The sequence below is a fragment of the Novosphingobium sp. BF6 genome (genome assembly GCF_058273105.1).
This window is the reverse complement of record NZ_CM177776.1, coordinates 1,349,063-1,365,615: the sequence shown is the minus strand read 5'-3', so window position 1 is coordinate 1,365,615 and position 16,553 is coordinate 1,349,063. Positions and strand designations below refer to the sequence as shown.

Genomic DNA, 16,553 nt, shown 5'->3' with positions numbered 1-16,553 from the left:
CATCTTGAGCAGACGGCGGTTCTCACGCTAGGTGGCGCCATGAGCGACCTAGAGACCATGCCCGGACACCTGATCCGCCGCCTGCAACAGATTTCCGTTGCCCGTTTCGCGGCGCGCATGACCGAGGCCGGTCTCGACCTCACATCGGTCCAATACGCAGCGCTCCTGACGCTGTCCGATCATCCGGGGCTGGACCAGCAAACTCTGGCAGGCATGATCGCCTACGATCGCGTCACCATCGGCGGGGTGATCGACAGGCTCGTGCAGAAGCGTCTCGTCGACCGCGAGGTCAGCCCGACCGACCGGCGCGCGCGTGTGCTGATGTTAAGCAGCCAAGGCCGAGAGGTGCTGGATATCGCGGCTCCCCTGGTGGAGAAAGTTCAGGCCGACCTTATTTCGCATCTTACGACAGAAGAAGGCGCTATCTTCCTCAAACTTCTTCAGAAAACTACGCAGGCGGGTAACGAGCTGAGTCGTGCACCGCTGCGCCGCACGGTCAAAGCGCAAAGCTCCTGAACTATATCGGAGCTTTGCGCTGCAAGTTACCGAGCTCGCTTGAGAACCTGCTCCGCCCAAAGGCCGAAAGCCAGTCCGATCGTCGCCCAGAGAACCAACTGCGTGCCGATAGAAGCGACGCGGAAATTCCACAGGAGCACGGCAGGGAAATCGCCGGGGACTTCGTTGATCGTCGGCAGCAGGAACTGGCCGAGACCGACGATTCCGAGATAGACGACGAAGCCGAGCAGGGTCGCATCGAACCCCCGCCCCGGACGGGCCAGAGCGCCGCGGATGCGCGCCGCAACGACCGCCGCGCCAAGCGAGAGCGCAATCATTCCGAAGTAGGCGGCGGTGCGCAGCGCTACCGTCTCATGCTTGCCCACGGCGGGCGGGGTCTGCGGATACTTGATTGCAGGCACCACCACGACGAGCACGAACGTCAACGCCGCCAGCAGCAGCGCGAAACTGCGCGGGCCGAGGTGCCCCATGCGGCCATAGCCATAAGCGAAGACGAGCGAGAATATCCCGCCGACCGCCGCGCCGTAAAGCGCGAGCGCCGTCACCAGCCCCGCGCCCTTCTGGGTATCGCGGCTGACGAGTTCCTCTTCCTGCGGTTCGGGGTGGGCCATTCCGGCGTGTTCGGGAGCCGCATGTTCAGGCGCAGCGTGTTCAGAGGGGGCAGGGGCCGAGTGGCTTTCCTCATAGCCGATCGCCAGATCGATCTGCGGTTCCGCAAAACCGCGTGCGAAGAGCGTGGCAAGCAGCGCGCCCAGGATGCCGGCAAGCATCCCGCGCCAGAGCAGGTCTCTTGTCATCGCTGGATCAGTGGCAGGGGAAGCCGAGAAGATGGCGTCCATCGTGCACGAATTCGTGCACGTACATGCCCTGGAACAGCGAGAAAGCGCCCTGCTCGGTGCTGACGAAATAGATGAAGATCACCGCCAGCAGCGTGCCGAGCACGGCCCAGGGGGCGATGTCTTCAAGCGGAATGGCATTGCCGCCCTCTACCGGAATGAAGGCATCATCGAAAACTGCGGCGGAAACAGCCATTGTCATGCTCCTTGGCGGGATTGCGCGTCCCCGGAAAATCTGCTGCCGAGAAGGAAGGTCTGGCTCTCGACGGGACGGTTCCCGTGCGATTACAGTGGCGCGACCGCGCCGGATTCTCACCGGCTTCTTCGATACTCGACGCCGCATCCTTAGGACCGCGCGGGCTGCGGCGTCAACGACTTCACGGAATTTACGCTTGGCGACGCCCCTTCTGCTGATCTGCATCGCCGCCACGGCATCGAGCCGTGAGGGCGGTTTTCCCGACCCGGCGGAACCGCTCGATGTCGCCGGTGCCCGCGCGGCCGCGCGCGCCGCGCTTCCGGATCGCTTCCGCGCGGCGGTGTATCGCAGTCCTTCCCGCGCCGCCGCCGAGACTGTCTCGGCGATGAAGCTGGTTGCGAGCGGGGACACCGCGCTTGCCGATCTCGGCCATGGCAGCTGGACCGGCCGCTCCTTCGCCGAGATCGAGGCTGGCGAACCGGGCGCGCTGGCCCTCTGGCTCGCGGACCCGACGCGGGGTGCGCCGGGAGGCGAAACCATGGAGCAGGCCCGCAATCGCGTCGGAACATGGATGGACCGCATGGCCGCCCAGAATGCACCGGTCTGCGCGATCACCCATCCCATGATCGTCCGCGCCGCCCTCGCCCATGCGCTGGCCCTTCCCCTGCCCGCGACGCTCGCCATCGACGTGGCGCCGCTCTCGCACACGGTGCTCTCGTTCAACCGCTCATGGCGATTGCAGTCGCTGGGGCTTGCGAGCGAGCACGCGCCCAGCTAATCGCCTCCGGGTTCGAGGGACACGTTGTGCCTCGGACATGATCGCGCCGGTGCCCCGCAAGGGGCTTAATATGGGAACACGGCAAGGATGGTTCGCCATCCGGAACCGGGGCTGTCCCTGCAACTGTAAGCGGCGAGCGCGATGCACATTCGCGGCGGGACGACGATCTCCGCCGCAGCCACTGGGCCGGACGCTAAATCATGCGGGGCCTGGGAAGGCGGTGCATCGCGTGATGACCCGCGAGCCAGGAAACCTGCCGGCGTCGATGTCGCTCTTGCCCGCGTCCAGGGGATGGCCGAGGCACGGTAACTCTTCCGTCTGAGCGACGTGATGCATGCGGCCGGGGCCGCAGCGGCATGCCGTGTCGGGCGCCCGTGCGCCGGTCCGACCCGGCGCGCCGCCATCGTCGCGCCCGCGACGGGAAGCCCCGCCGTTTCAGGTCGCTGGCGCGCGGGAGACGATATATGAGCAAAGTTCCCACCACCGTCATCACCGGCTTCCTCGGCGCCGGCAAGACCACGCTGATCCGCCACCTCCTCCAGAACGCCAAGGGCCGCCGCCTCGCGCTCATCATCAACGAGTTCGGCGATGTCGGCGTCGACGGCGAACTGGTGAAGGGCTGCAATGACGAAGCCTGCCCGGAAGACGACATCGTCGAACTGGCCAACGGCTGCATCTGCTGCACCGTCGCCGACGACTTCCTGCCGACCATGCAGAAGCTGCTCGACCGCGAGAACAAGCCCGACCACATCATCATCGAAACCAGCGGTCTTGCCCTGCCCAAGCCGCTGGTAAAGGCCTTCCAGTGGCCCGACATCCGCACCCGCGCCACCGTTGACGGCGTGGTCGCGCTGATCGACGCCGATGCCGTCGCAGCGGGACGCTTCGCCACCGACGAGGCGGCACTGGCGGCGGCCCGCGCGGCGGACCCGATGCTGGACCACGAAAGCCCGCTGGAAGAATTGTTCGAGGAACAGCTCGGCTGCGCCGACATGGTCGTGCTCAACAAGACCGACCTCGTCGATGCCGATGCCCTCGCCCATGTCGAGACGCTGGTGCTGGCCGAAACGCGCCCCGGCGTGAAGATCGTGCGCGCCGATCACGGCGCTGTCGATATCGCCGCGCTGCTGGGCATCACCGCCGCTGCCGAGGACGATCTCGACTCCCGACCCTCGCACATCGACGGGTTGGACGAGGACCACGACCATGACGACTTCGACAGCTTCGTCGTCTCCGGCGGCGATGTGGCCGATCTCGACGCCCTGCTCGCTCGCCTGAAAGACCTGATCGCAGAGCATGACGTGCTGCGCGTGAAGGGCATGGTCGCGGTCGGCGGCAAGCCCAGCCGCCTTGTCGTGCAGGCCGTTGGCCCGCGCATCCAGCACTTCTACGACCGTGCATGGCTGCCGCAGGAAGTGCGCCGCACGCAGCTCGTCGTCATCGGCCAGAAAGGGCTGGACCGCGCTGCCATCGAGGCGGGGCTTGCCGGAGTTCTCGGCACTGTAGACGCCTGATGCACCTGCTGTCCGCCACGCCGGGAACGAGCTCCAACGGCGAGGAGGCGATCGACCTCGACCAGTCTCCCGGCGACATGGTGATCCTCACCGTGGCGGACAGCGAACTCGCCTGCTTCGCGGGCGCGGCGGCGCGAATGCCAGAAGGCGCGCCCAGCATTCGCCTCGCGAACCTGCTGCAACTGCGCCATCCCTACTCGATCGATCTCTATGTCGAGAAGGTGATCGCCAAGGCCACGTTCGTCTGCGTGATCCTGCTCGGCGGCAAGAGCTACTGGGGCTACGGCATCGACGAAATCGCCCGCGTCGCGCGCGAGAACGGCATTGCCTTCGCCGCCATCGCAGATGGCCGAGAGGCCGATCCCGCACTCGACCGCGCCTCCACCCTGCCCGCCGATCTGTGCGAGCGGATGCGCGACTATCTGCGGCAGGGCGGCACGGCCAATGCCCTGTCGTTCCTGCGCACCGCCGCCCGGACCATCGGCCATGACGCAGGCGAGCCGGACGATCCGGTGCCGGTGGCCGATGCCGGGCTCTACCTTGCGGGCACCGAGCGCCCCGGGCTTGCCGAAGTGCAGGCGGGCTGGACCCAAGGTCGCCCGCTCGCCCTGCTGGTGTTCTACCGCGCGCTGATGATCGCTGGCACGACGGACGCCGTGGATGCCATGATCGCGGCGCTGCGGGAGCGCGGGTTCAACGTCGCCGCCGTTCACGTCCGCGCCTTGCGGGAGCCTTTCGCCGTGGATTGGCTGGGCGGATTGCTGGGCGAGATCGCGCCAGATGTGATCGTCAATGCCACCAGCTTCGCCTCCTCCTCCGCAGGCGACGACCGCAAGCCGGGCGTTCTGGAAAAGGCCGACTGTCCGATCCTGCAAGTCGCCTTCGCGGGCGTCGAGGAAAGCGAGTGGCAGGGCGCCGCCCGCGGCCTTGGCCCGCGCGATCTCGCCATGAACGTGGCGCTGCCGGAAATCGACGGGCGCCTGTTCACCCGCGCCGTCGCCTTCAAAGCCGCCGAGCGCTTCGATGAAGTGACCCAGTGCGGCATCGTCGTTCCGCGCGTCGCGCCGGACCGGGTGACCTTCGTCGCCGATCTCGCCGCCAACTGGGCGGGCCTGCGCCGTACCCCGTCCGCCGAGCGCCGCGTTGCGCTGGTGCTGGCGAACTACCCCAACCGCGACGGACGCATCGGCAACGGCGTCGGCCTCGACACCCCCGCCAGCACCGCCGCGATCATCGCCGCGCTGACCGAGGCAGGTTACGATACCGGCGAAGCGCCAAAGGACGGCGCCGCGCTGATGCGCGTGATGACCGGCGGCGTTACCAACGACCTGACATCGCTGGACCGGCCCGGCGAAGATTCCCTGCCGCTTTCGACCTACGAAGCCGCCTTCGCCGCGGTGCCCGAAAGCGCGCGCAAGGCCATGGTCGAACGCTGGGGCGAGCCATCCGCCGATCCGTTCGTGCGGGACGGCGCGTTCCGCCTGCCGGTGCACCGCTTCGGCAATCTCGCCGTCGCCGTGCAGCCCGCGCGCGGCTACAATATCGATCCCAAGGCCAGCTACCACGATCCGGCCCTGCCGCCGCCGCACGCCTACCTCGCCTTCCACGTGTGGCTGGCGCAGGACTTCGGCGCGCAGGCGGTGGTCCATGTCGGCAAGCACGGCAATCTGGAATGGCTGCCCGGCAAAGCCATCTCGCTCTCGCGCGAGTGCTTTCCGGAGATATGCGCCGGGCCGCTGCCGCAACTTTATCCCTTCATCGTCAACGACCCCGGCGAAGGCACGCAGGCCAAGCGCCGCATCGGCGCAGTGGTCGTCGATCACCTCACCCCGCCGCTGACCCGCGCCGAGACTTACGGTCCGCTCAAGCAGCTTGAGGCGCTGGTGGACGAATACTACCTCGCCGCCGGAATGGACCCGCGCCGTCTCGACCGGCTGCGGCGGGACATTCTCGATTTGGCGCGCAGCCATGGCCTCGACCGTGATGCCGGGGCCAGCGGCGACGATGACGATGCGCTCTCGGCCATCGACAACTACCTGTGCGAGTTGAAGGAATTGCAAATCCGCGACGGTCTGCATGTCTTCACTAGATCGCCCGAAGGCCGATTGCGGCGCGACCTGCTGGTGGCACTGGCCCGCACCCCGCGCGGTTATGACCATGACGGACAGGCCTCGCTGCTGCGGGCGATGGCGGAGGACTTCGGGCTGGATTTCGATCCGCTCGACTGCCGGATGGGCGATCGCTGGAATGGCGCCCGACCGGAACCGCTCGGGGCGATATCCGATGAACCATGGCGCACCCACGGCGACACCGTCGAACGGCTCGAACTGCTCGCGGCGGAATGGGTCAGCGAAACGACCCAAACCCCGCTCGTCCTGAGCCTGTCGAAGGACCACAGCGCGGCGCCAGCATCCTTCGACAAGCTCAGGATGAGCGGAGCGGGGGACAGGACGCTGGCCGTCCTCGACGCCATCCGCACCGACCTCGCCCCCCGCATCGATCTCTGCGGCCCGCGCGAAGCCGAGGCCCTGCTGGCCGGTCTCGATGGCCGCTTCGTGCTGCCCGGCCCTTCCGGCGCGCCCACGCGCGGGCGGCCCGACGTATTGCCCACGGGGCGCAACTTCTACTCGGTCGACACCCGCGCCGTGCCCACCGCCGTTGCCTGGGAACTCGGCCGCAAGTCCGCCGATCTGCTGGTGGAGGACTATCTCCAGCGCGAGGGCGAGTACCCCAAGGCCGTGGCCCTTTCCGCATGGGGCACCGCCAACATGCGCACCGGCGGCGACGACATCGCGCAGGCTCTGGCGTTGATGGGCGTGCGCCCGCGCTGGGACTGGACTTCGGGCCGCGTGGTCGGCTTCGAGGTGATGACCGTGGCCGAACTCGGCCGCCCGCGCGTGGACGTGACCTTGCGCGTCTCCGGCTTCTTCCGCGATGCCTTCCCCGAACAGATCGACCTGATCGACAGCGCCGCACGCGCGGTGATGGCGCTCGACGAACCAGATGGCGACAACCCTGCCGCCGAGCGCCACCGCGCCGAAACCGCGAAATTGGTCGAAGATGGGGAGGCCGAAACGCAGGCCACCCGCCGCGCCGGAGCGCGCGTGTTCGGCTCCAAACCGGGTGCCTACGGTGCCGGCCTTCAGGCGATGATCGACGAGAAAATCTGGCATGAGCGCAGCGATCTGGCCGACGTCTATCTCGACTGGGGCAGCTACGCCTATGGCGGCGGCGTGGACGGTGACAGCGAACGCCAATTGTTCGCCAATCGCCTCGCCTCGGTCGATGCCGTGGTTCAGAACCAGGACAACCGCGAGCACGACCTGCTCGACAGCGACGATTACTACCAGTTCGAAGGCGGGATCGCCGCCGCCGTCGAGCACCTGAAAGGCCGCGCACCAATCAGCTACCACAACGACCACAGCCGCCCGGAGCGTCCGGTCGTCCGCACACTGGAGGACGAGATCGGCCGCATCGTACGCGGGCGCGTCACCAATCCCAAGTGGATCGCGGGCGTCATGCGCCACGGCTACAAGGGCGCGTTCGAGATCGCCGCCTCGGTCGACTACCTTTTCGCCTTCGCCGCCACGACCCACGCGGTGAAGGACCACCATTTCGACGCCGTCCACGCCGCCTTCATCGAGGACGAGGCGGTGCGCGCGTTTCTGGCGGAGGCCAACCCCGCCGCCCTGCGCGAAACCGCCGCGCGCCTTGCCGAGGCGCTGGAGCGCGGCCTCTGGAAACCCCGATCGAACAGTGCGGGCCTGACGCTCACGGCCCTCTCAGGAGCATGACCATGGTGCAACGTACCGACGAACAGCACGCCGAGAAGATGAAGAAGAAGCAGGCCGCGCATGACAAGATCATGGCCGGAAAGACGGTCGAAAAGGGCCTGCTGATCGTCCACACCGGCAAGGGCAAGGGCAAGACCACCGCCGCCCTCGGCATGGTGGTGCGCGCCATCGGCCACGGTAAGAAAGTGGGCATCGTCCAGTTCGTTAAAGGCGCGATGACCACCGGCGAGAAGGTCGTCTTCGATGCCTTCCCGGATCAGGTCGAGTTCAAGCCGATGGGCGAAGGCTTCACCTGGAACACCCAGGACCGCGCCCGCGACATCGAACTCTCGCGTGAGGCGTGGGAAGAAGTGAAGCGCATGGTCGCCGATCCGGCTTACGACATGGTACTGGCGGACGAACTCAATATCGTGCTGCGCTACGATTACCTGCCGCTCGACGAAGTGCTGGAAGTGCTGACCGCGCGCGGCGAGATGAAGCATGTTCTCGTCACCGGCCGCAATGCCCCGGAAGCGCTGATCGAGGCGGCCGATCTCGTCACCGAGATGACTCTGGTGAAGCATCCGTTCCGTTCCGGGGTGAAGGCGCAGGCGGGCATCGAATTCTGAAGATGTCGCCGCAGTTCGGCCCCGACTTCCCGCACGAACTGGCGCAGTTGCTGGCCTGGCGGCGCGACGTGCGCCATTTCCGCAGCGATCCGCTGGGTGAAGAGGTGGTGGCCGAACTGCTGGCAACGGCGCAACTTGCGCCCTCGGTCGGCAATTCGCAGCCCTGGCGCTTCGTCCGCGTCCGTTCGGGCGAACTGCGCGAGGCGCTGGCCGCCCATGCCGATGCCGAAATCGCGCGCGCCGGTGAGGCGATGGCCGAGGATCGCCGCCCGACCTATTCCGCGCTCAAACTTCACGGCATGCGCGAGGCCCCCGAACTGATCGCCGTTTTCTGCGACGATGCCACGCCCATCGGTGGCCGTCTCGGCGCGGCAACAATGCCGGAAACACGCGCCTTTTCGGTGGTGCTGGCGATCCACACGCTATGGCTGGCCGCGCGGGCCAAGGGGCTGGGTCTGGGCTGGGTCTCGGTAGTCGAACCCGGCCATGTGACCCGGCTTCTCGACGTGCCGCAGGACTGGCGCCTGATCGCACTGCTGTGCCTGGGCCAGCCACTCGAACCGGACCATGTGCCGGAACTCGAACGGCGCGGCTGGCAGGCGCGGCTCGACTGGCAGAACAACGTCAGCGAGCGCTGACCTGCGCCGCCAGCGCCTTCGCCGCCTTGACGTAGGCCGGACCGCCGCAGACGGTCCAGGCCTGCGGGATCGCCACACGCGGAATATCCCGCAGGATCGGGTGGTGGATCATCTCGGTGCCCTGATCGGAAACCCGCTGCGTGGCGCTATCGATCACGATATAATCGGGGTGTGCCAAGGCCATTTCCTCAAGGCTCATCTGCGAGAGCGAAGGCTTGCCCAGCTTCCCCGCCAGATTGACGAGACCGACCCGCGTCATCAGGTCATCCACCAGAGTGCCGGTGCCGGTAAGATAGCCGCGCCGCTGGTAATAGGCCGCAACCCTGCCGCGACCGGCGCTGCCCAGCCCGGCAAGCTGCGCATTCATCCGCGCGATCATCCCTTCGCCGCGTTCGGGATGGCCGACCGCGCGGGCCACGTCGCGGATAGAGGCGAGGATCTCCTCGTAATTCTTGGCCGACTTGAGATCGAGCGAGGCATAGTGCTGGTTCCTGAGCACTGCGATAGCGGGATTGCGCCGGGCGGGCATGCCGATCACGAGGTCGGGATCGGCGGCCAGCACCTCCTCCGCAGAGCCGCCGAAGACCGGCAGCCCCCTGGCGGCAGCGGCCACATTCGACATGGCCGGGTCGGAGGCATAGCGCGTCAGCCCGGCGATCTGGCTGCGATCCGCCAGCGCGACCAGCAACTGGTCCGCGCAGAGATTGAGCGAGACGATCCGGTGCGGGCTGATCTTCGCACTGTCGATCCGCTTACCGGAAGCCGCAGTGGGCGTTGCCCCCAACAGTACGAGGCAGGGGACAAGGCGAAGATAGCGATGGATTTTTCCGAGGCCCATGCCATGGGTCCTTACCAACACCGACCCGGGACACAAGCGTGACGGGCAGCCGATCGCATGCGAGGTTATCGTGCAGAGCCGCAGTTCGTCCCGCCAACGCCATCCGGCCGTGATCCCTCTACTGGGAATCGCGCTTTTTGCCATAGCCTTCATCTCGCTGACCGTCGGGCCGGTCTCGCTGGGCTGGGGTCGGATCTTCGCGGCGCTGACCGATCCCGCGCACGACCGCGTTGCGCGCGCGATCCTGTTCGAACTGCGCCTGCCGCGCACACTGATCGGCCTGATGGTCGGGGCCATGCTCGGCCTCGCCGGGGCAGTCCTGCAAGGCTACTTGCGCAACCCCTTGGCCGAACCCTCCGTGCTGGGCGCTTCAAACGCCTCGGCGCTCGGCGCGGTGATCGCGCTCTATTTCGGGCTTTCCGAATGGCATCCGGCGCTCCTGCCCCTGCTCGCCATCGTGACCGGCCTTCTCGCCATTGCCCTGTTGTTCGCCCTTGCCGGACATTCGGAAAGCCCGCTGAGCCTGATCCTTGCCGGAATCGCCGTCTCGACGCTGGCCGGTGCCGGGATCAGCCTGGCGCTCAATCTCTCGCCCAATCCCTTCGCGGCGATGGAGATCATGTCCTGGCTGCTCGGCTCGATCGAGAACCGATCGATGGAACATGTCTGGATCGCCCTGCCCTGCGTCGCCGTCGGCGCCGCGCTGTTGCTGGCCAATCCGCGCGCGCTCGACGCGCTATCGCTCGGCGAGGACGGCGCCCGCTCGCTGGGCGTCGATCTGCGCCGTACCCGCCGGCGCCTGATGCTCGGCGTGGCCATCGGGGTAGGCGGCGCGGTCGCGGTGTCCGGAGCGATCGGCTTCGTCGGCCTGATCGTGCCGCACCTCATCCGGCCGCTCACCGATCGCAGCCCATCGGCACTGCTTGTGCCGTCGATGCTCGGCGGCGCGGTCCTGCTGACGGCTGCCGACGTGCTCGTGCGCCTGATCCCCACCGACGCCGAACTCAAGCTGGGCGTGGTGACGGCCTTCCTCGGCGTGCCGGTCTTCCTCTTCCACCTGCTCCGGGAGCGCCGCCTATGGTGACGATCGCCATCGAAAACCTTCGCGTCCGCCTCGGCCGACGCGAGGTCCTGCGCGGCCTTTCCGCAACGCTGCGCCCCGGCGCGCTCGTCGGCGTGATCGGTCCGAACGGTGCGGGGAAGTCGACGCTGGTCCGCGCCATGCTCGGGCTGGTTCCAGCGGCCGGCGGCACAGTCTCGGTGGACGGCGAGCCGCTCTCCACCCTCCAGCCCCGTGATCTCGCCCGCCGCATCGCCTATCTGCCACAAGGCCAGACCCTGCACTGGCCGCTCACCGTCGAGCGCCTCGTCGCTCTGGGCCGCCTGCCCCATCTCGGCCCGATGTCGCGAATTTCCGCCGCCGACGAACGCGCCGTGCAGGAAGCCATGGCGCGGGCGGACGTCACCGACCTTGCAGGCAGAGTGGCGACCGAGCTTTCAGGCGGCGAACGTGCGCGCGCCATGCTCGCCCGCGCCCTCGCGGTCTGCGCTCCTGCCTTGGTGGTGGATGAGCCGCTCGCATCGCTCGATCCGGGCCACCAGATCGACGTCATGGATCTGCTCGCACGCGAGGCGCACGACGGCAAGCTCGTCGTCGCCGTGCTACACGACCTGACGATGGCGGCGCGTTACTGCGACCGATTGCTATTGGTGAATGGAGGCGAACTCGTTGCGGACGGAACGCCGCAAGAGGTGCTTACTGCCGAACGCCTGCGCGCGGTCTACGGCGTGACCAGTCATGTCGACATGGCCGGGCCGCTGCCTTTCGTCATCCCGCTGGAACGGGCACGCGACTAAAGGCGGGAAGAAGGCTCGCGGGCCTTCTTCCCGCCCCTCATCAGGTCACCTGGAAACCGGCCCAGAACGGATCGGCCTGGTCGATCCAGATCGTGTTGAAGCCGGTGGCGATGGCCGATCCCTCGATCGAGGGAATGATTGCGGGCTTGTCGCCGAGCATGACTTCCTGCTCCACCACGCCGATGAAACGGCTGCAAATGTAGCTTTCGTGTACGAAACGCTCGCCGACCTTCAGGCGGCCGGTGGCATGCAGATGTGCTATGCGCGCCGACGTGCCGGTGCCGCAGGGGCTGCGGTCGATGGCCTTGTCGCCGTAGAACACGGCATTGCGGCCATCGGCGCCCTCATGCCTGGGCTTGTCGGCCCAGAGGACGTGGCTGACGCCGCGGATCGTGGAATCGAGCGGATGGACCGGCTCGTACTTCGCCCGAACGGCTTCGCGGATGCGGCCCGAAAGCTCGATAATCCGCGAGGCGCCGAGATCGTCGAGGCTGGTATAGTTACCCTGCGGTTCGACGATGGCGTAGTAGTTGCCGCCATAGGACACGTCGATGGTCAGGGGGCCGATGCCCTCAACGTCCACTTCGATGCCGCGCTCGGCGACATAGGCGGGGACATTGGTGATGCGCACCGAAGTAACCTTCGGGCCTTCGGTTTCATAGGCGATCTCGATCACGCCCGCCGGAACCTCGACGCGCAGCTTGCCCGGCGTCGCGGGCTGGATCAGCCCGTGTTCGAGACCGAAGGTCACCATGCCGATGGTGCCGTGGCCGCACATCGGCAGGCAGCCGGAGGTCTCGATGAAGAGGATGCCGATGTCGTTGGCGGCGTCGGTCGGCGGATAGAGGAAGCCGCCCGACATCATGTCGTGCCCGCGCGGTTCGAAGCACAGGCCGGTGCGGATCCAGTCGAAGCGCGCCAGGAAATCCTGGCGCCGTTCGGACATGGAGGCGCCCTTCAACAGCGGAGCCCCGCCCGCCACAAGGCGAACGGGGTTACCGGCTGTATGGCCGTCGATGCAGAAGAAAGTGTGCCGCATCGACGCTCCCTTATGCTGCTGCCGCGACCGTCAGGTCGGGACGGGTAGCGGCAGCCTTTTCGACCATCGCGATCACCTGTGCGCGGCGTTCGCCCTCAAGGACGTAGCGCGGAGGCAGAACACGCTCCGAACCGCGACCCATGACCTGCTCGGCCAGCTTGATCGACTGGACCAGATCGTGGTCGGCGTCGAGGTGGAGGAGCGGCATGAACCAGCGATAGATTTCCATGGCCTTGGCGTGATCGCCGCGCTCGAAAGCCTTGACCAGCTCGACCGATTCCTTCGGGAAGGCGTTGGTAAGACCCGAAACCCAGCCCTGTGCGCCGAGGTAGAGACCTTCGAGAGCCACGTCGTCGAGGCCCGCGAAGAGGGTGTAGCGATCGCCGAAGATGTTCTTGAAATCGGTGAAGCGACGGGTGTCCGGCGCGGATTCCTTGACCGCGACGATGTTCTTCACGTCGACCAGAGCGGCAAGGACGTCCTTGTCGATCACGGTGCGATAGGCCGGCGGGTTGTTGTAGAGCATGATCGGCAGGCCGGTCTGCTCGGCCACGCCCTTGAAGTGCGCGACGAGTTCGTGCGGCTTGGGCACGTAGACCATCGGCGGCAGCAGCATGAGGCCATCGGCGCCGGCCTTCTCGGCGGCCTGCGCATAACGCACGGCGCGGCGCGTATCGAACTCGGAAACGCCGGTGACGACCGGAACGCGACCGTTCACCGCTTCGACGATGGCCGAGAGAACCTGGACCTTTTCGTCGTATTCGAGCGAGTTATTCTCACCCACGGTGCCGAGCGCGATCACGCCGGTCACACCGTCGTTGATGAGATCGTCTACCACGCGCTGGGTGTCGGCGAGATCGATCGACAGATCCTCACGGAGCTGAGTCGTCACTGCCGGGAACACACCCTTCCAACCAATTGCCATGAAGCTTCTTCCTACTCTCTCTGAATTGAGATATCGTATACGATATTATGTAGCGCACGACAATTGCAAAATTATCATCATATGCGGAATTTTGTGCACCGTTCTGCAATCGGAGACAATGCAGGAAAAAGAGCCGCCCCGGTTTCCCGAGACGGCTCTTTTTCACACAGACAGGGATGGGCTGACCATCAGAAGCGGAAGCGGACGCTTCCCTGAACCGTGCGCGCCAGATTGCGGACGCCGAGCGGGAGAATGTTCTGCTTGCCGAAGTAACGATAGACGTCGTTGCCCAGCAGGTTCGTACCTTCGATCGACAGCGTCATGAAGTCCACCGGAGTATAGTTGATCGCCGCATCAAGACGGGACGTATCGTCGTTGTACCAGGAATAGGCCGGGTTATCGACCCAAACGGTCATACGATAAGGCGAACGGTAATTGTAGGCGACGCGGGCGCTGAACTTGGCCGTGTCATAATAGAGCGCAGCGTTTGCCGTCCACTTCGACACTTCCGGGGCATCGAATGCGCCCGGGAAATCCTCGGGATAAGGATATTCGATGCGCGCACGGAAAATGCGAGTGGCGTTCACGCTCGCGCCGAAGTTGCTCCAGAAGCCCGGCAGGAAATCGAAGAAGGTCTGGGCGGAAAATTCGGCGCCGATGAACTGGCCATCACCCGCGTTGCGCTGTTGGGCGATGAAGCCGCTGCGGCCGGGCAAGCCATAATAGGCGAGGTCGTCCACGGCACGGCGGTCGAAATAGAACCAGTTGCTCACCTTCTTGTAATAGCCGGCAAGCGACACCGCACCGGCTCGGCCGAAGTAGTGCTCGAGGCTCGCGTCGAGCGACCACTCGCGCTGTGCCTTCAGTTCCGGATTGCCTGCATCCACGGTCGGGTTCGTCGCATTGGGATCAACGAAGTAGAACGGCCGCAGATCGTAGAAACTCGCACGGGACACATTGGTGGTGTACGAGAGACGCAACTGGGTCTTGTCGTCGAAATGTAGCGTGCCGGTGACGCTGGGCAGATAGTCCATGAAGTTGCCCCGACCGCTGGATTGCCCCACTTCCACGGCACCTCCGCCTACAGGCACACGGAAATCGAAGCTGGTAGAACTACCCCAGGTATTCACGGCGCGCAGGCCGATCACACCGTCCACGGGGATGCCGATGTCGAAGCCGTAGTTCAACTGCGCGAATGCCGCGAACGTGTGTTCGATGGAACGGTAGGTCTGCCCCCGATCGCTCGGCGGCAGTTCAGTGGCAAACGTCGCCGCGTTACCGGGATCGGTCGCCTGGATGTAGGCGCGGATATCGTCGATGGAATTCAGCAGGGTCTTGCCCGGAATGCGATACCAGATCGGCGAACCCGGAAGGTCCACGCTGGTGGCAGAGGCAAGGCTGCCGCCGGGGAACGACGTCAGCGGCGCATCCTGGCCATTCACGCGCGGATTGCCGTCACGATACCCATAGTTGCGGAAGACGTTGCGGCGGTTGAAGCGACCGCCGACTTGCAGCGAGCGCAGGAAGCCTTCCTCGCTCAGCTTCAGTGTCAGGTCCGTCTGTGCCGCGAACTCCTTGTTCTTCGAAACACCGACATTGTCCTGGAAGCGATTGACGCCGTAACCGGACGGACTGGACATATCCCCGCCGTTGAAGGTGATCGAGGGGATTGGCCGCGAATAGGCGTCCGATACGAAATCGATCGTCGCGGAGGTCAGGCCGTAGGGGCGCAGGATCTGCTGGACGTAGTAGTAGTTGTCGTTGCTCCAGTTGTATTGGGTGCCGAAGTGGAGCTGGACGGTATCGTTGTGCCAGTTCGTCTCGAAGTTCGTCGTGTAGAGATCGCGCTTCAGAGTGTTGTAGGTGCCGTCGATCCAGGCAGGAACGCCATTGGGATTGGTGATCGTCAGCTTCTTGATGGTCTGCCCGTCCGGCATCAGTTCGATACCGCTGAACTCGGTTCCGCGTTCGCGGTTGAGCGTCCAGATGCGATCGACGGAGCGGCGCTCCTTCGATCCCATGTAGCCACCCTCCAGAACGAATTCGAGCTGGTCCGACGGCTTCCAGTGGAACACGGCATTGAGTGAGGGACGGGTGATGTAGCCGCTCTCGGTACCGTATTGGGTGCGATAGGGAATGACGGTGTTGCGCAGGGATTCCGGCAGGTTGTAAAGTGCACTCCCCACCTCGCCTTCGCAGCAGACCGTATCCGGAGATTCACCCTCGACGTAGTTTTCCTGATAGAACGTCTTGGTCCAGGAACCGTTGATCAGGAAGCCCATCTCACCGATGCCGGTATCGAAGCGCTCGCCGACCAGCAGGCTGCCGTAGGGGCTGACCTTCTTCGCATATTCGTCATAGGCGCCGCGAAGACTGCCCGCGACCGTCAGTCCCTTCTTGAGATCGAGCGGGCGGCGCAGTTCGACGTTGACCGTACCGGCCACGCCGCCTTCCACCTGATCGGCCGTGCGGGTCTTGTAGACTTCAACAGACTTCAGCAGCTCAGCCGGAATGTCCGACAGGTTGATCGAGCGATCGACACCCAGATTGGTGTTGTTGCCATTGATCGTCGTCTGGACCTGGCTTAGGCCGCGGATCGTCACGCTCTGGCCCTGGCCGCGCTCGCGGGTGATCTGGACGCCGGTGACGCGCGACAGTGCTTCCGGAACGTTGTTATCGGGCAGCTTGCCGACATCTTCGGCAACGATGGCATCGACGATCTGCTTGGAATTCTTCTTCTTCGTCGCGGCGGCTTCAACGCTGCCGCGAACCCCGGTCACGATGATCGGAGCACCGTTCTGGTCCGACAATTCTGAAGTCGCGGCAGCCTGATCCTGCGCCCAGGCGGGAACGGTCATACCGGTCGCGACGACAGACGTCAGCGCCGTCGAAATTTTCAGGAATTTAAGAGATGCCATCGAAACCCCCTGTTTTTATGTCGGTGTCTTCAAACCGACACGTCTTGCTTATATCGTATACGTCCTACGATATTAGAATTTAGTCAAGGCGGTTTC

At 65.4% G+C, this 16,553-nt stretch carries 14 protein-coding genes and 1 riboswitch; of the genes, 8 read left to right on the top strand and 6 right to left on the bottom strand.

Features of this window, described 5'->3' with window-relative positions; genetic code table 11:
- Positions 1-39: 39 nt before the first annotated feature.
- Positions 40-516, top strand: coding sequence for a MarR family transcriptional regulator (locus AC4D6D_RS21220; RefSeq protein ID WP_147217443.1), 477 nt, complete (start codon positions 40-42; stop codon positions 514-516).
- Between the two features lie 26 nt (positions 517-542).
- On the opposite strand, the gene AC4D6D_RS21215 is transcribed toward AC4D6D_RS21220, so the two are convergent.
- Positions 543-1,313, bottom strand: a complete 771-nt coding sequence (locus tag AC4D6D_RS21215; protein WP_491327507.1) for a CbtA family protein — start codon at positions 1,311-1,313, stop codon at positions 543-545.
- Positions 1,314-1,320: 7 nt separating this feature from the next.
- Entirely contained in the window at positions 1,321-1,548 is a 228-nt protein-coding gene (locus tag AC4D6D_RS21210) for a CbtB domain-containing protein (RefSeq protein WP_147217447.1), read from the bottom strand.
- A gap of 196 nt (positions 1,549-1,744) precedes the next feature.
- Between AC4D6D_RS21210 and AC4D6D_RS21205 the strand changes: the two genes are divergently transcribed.
- From AC4D6D_RS21205 to bluB, 5 genes are all read left to right on the top strand, one after another.
- Positions 1,745-2,326 carry a histidine phosphatase family protein gene (locus AC4D6D_RS21205; protein WP_491327506.1) on the top strand — a complete coding sequence of 194 codons (582 nt, stop codon included), beginning with the start codon at positions 1,745-1,747 and terminating at the stop codon, positions 2,324-2,326.
- A gap of 30 nt (positions 2,327-2,356) precedes the next feature.
- Positions 2,357-2,601, top strand: a riboswitch (cobalamin riboswitch).
- Positions 2,602-2,790: 189 nt separating this feature from the next.
- Positions 2,791-3,840: a cobalamin biosynthesis protein CobW gene (cobW, locus tag AC4D6D_RS21200; protein WP_491327505.1), complete on the top strand. Its 1,050-nt coding sequence runs from the start codon at positions 2,791-2,793 to the stop codon at positions 3,838-3,840.
- Positions 3,840-7,634 carry a cobaltochelatase subunit CobN gene (cobN, locus tag AC4D6D_RS21195; protein ID WP_491327504.1) on the top strand — a complete coding sequence of 1,265 codons (3,795 nt, stop codon included), beginning with the start codon at positions 3,840-3,842 and terminating at the stop codon, positions 7,632-7,634. The genes cobW and cobN overlap by 1 nt, the downstream gene beginning before the upstream one ends.
- 2 nt (positions 7,635-7,636) lie before the next feature.
- Positions 7,637-8,242: a cob(I)yrinic acid a,c-diamide adenosyltransferase gene (gene cobO, locus AC4D6D_RS21190; RefSeq protein ID WP_491327503.1), complete on the top strand. Its 606-nt coding sequence runs from the start codon at positions 7,637-7,639 to the stop codon at positions 8,240-8,242.
- Between the two features lie 2 nt (positions 8,243-8,244).
- Positions 8,245-8,880 carry a 5,6-dimethylbenzimidazole synthase gene (gene bluB / locus AC4D6D_RS21185; protein ID WP_491327502.1) on the top strand — a complete coding sequence of 212 codons (636 nt, stop codon included), beginning with the start codon at positions 8,245-8,247 and terminating at the stop codon, positions 8,878-8,880.
- On the opposite strand, the gene AC4D6D_RS21180 is transcribed toward bluB, so the two are convergent.
- Positions 8,867-9,718 carry an ABC transporter substrate-binding protein gene (locus AC4D6D_RS21180; protein ID WP_491327501.1) on the bottom strand — a complete coding sequence of 284 codons (852 nt, stop codon included), beginning with the start codon at positions 9,716-9,718 and terminating at the stop codon, positions 8,867-8,869. The two genes, bluB and AC4D6D_RS21180, sit on opposite strands and share 14 nt — an antisense overlap.
- On the opposite strand from AC4D6D_RS21180, the gene AC4D6D_RS21175 reads away from it, so the two are divergent.
- Together AC4D6D_RS21175 and AC4D6D_RS21170 are read left to right on the top strand one after the other, a co-directional pair.
- Positions 9,717-10,802 carry a FecCD family ABC transporter permease gene (locus AC4D6D_RS21175; RefSeq protein WP_491327500.1) on the top strand — a complete coding sequence of 362 codons (1,086 nt, stop codon included), beginning with the start codon at positions 9,717-9,719 and terminating at the stop codon, positions 10,800-10,802. The genes AC4D6D_RS21180 and AC4D6D_RS21175 overlap by 2 nt on opposite strands.
- On the top strand, positions 10,796-11,575 hold the full coding sequence (locus AC4D6D_RS21170; RefSeq protein WP_491327499.1) for an ABC transporter ATP-binding protein: 780 nt from the start codon (positions 10,796-10,798) through the stop codon (positions 11,573-11,575). The genes AC4D6D_RS21175 and AC4D6D_RS21170 overlap by 7 nt, the downstream gene beginning before the upstream one ends.
- A gap of 40 nt (positions 11,576-11,615) precedes the next feature.
- On the opposite strand, the gene AC4D6D_RS21165 is transcribed toward AC4D6D_RS21170, so the two are convergent.
- The 3 genes from AC4D6D_RS21165 to AC4D6D_RS21155 all read right to left on the bottom strand — a co-directional run bounded on the left by AC4D6D_RS21165 (position 11,616) and on the right by AC4D6D_RS21155 (position 16,457).
- Complete coding sequence (locus tag AC4D6D_RS21165) at positions 11,616-12,614, bottom strand: 4-hydroxyproline epimerase (protein ID WP_491327498.1); 999 nt, start codon at positions 12,612-12,614, stop codon at positions 11,616-11,618.
- Positions 12,615-12,624: 10 nt separating this feature from the next.
- Positions 12,625-13,539, bottom strand: coding sequence for a dihydrodipicolinate synthase family protein (locus AC4D6D_RS21160; protein ID WP_491327497.1), 915 nt, complete (start codon positions 13,537-13,539; stop codon positions 12,625-12,627).
- A gap of 188 nt (positions 13,540-13,727) precedes the next feature.
- On the bottom strand, positions 13,728-16,457 hold the full coding sequence (locus AC4D6D_RS21155) for a TonB-dependent receptor (protein WP_491327496.1): 2,730 nt from the start codon (positions 16,455-16,457) through the stop codon (positions 13,728-13,730).
- Between the last annotated feature and the right edge of the window lie 96 nt (positions 16,458-16,553).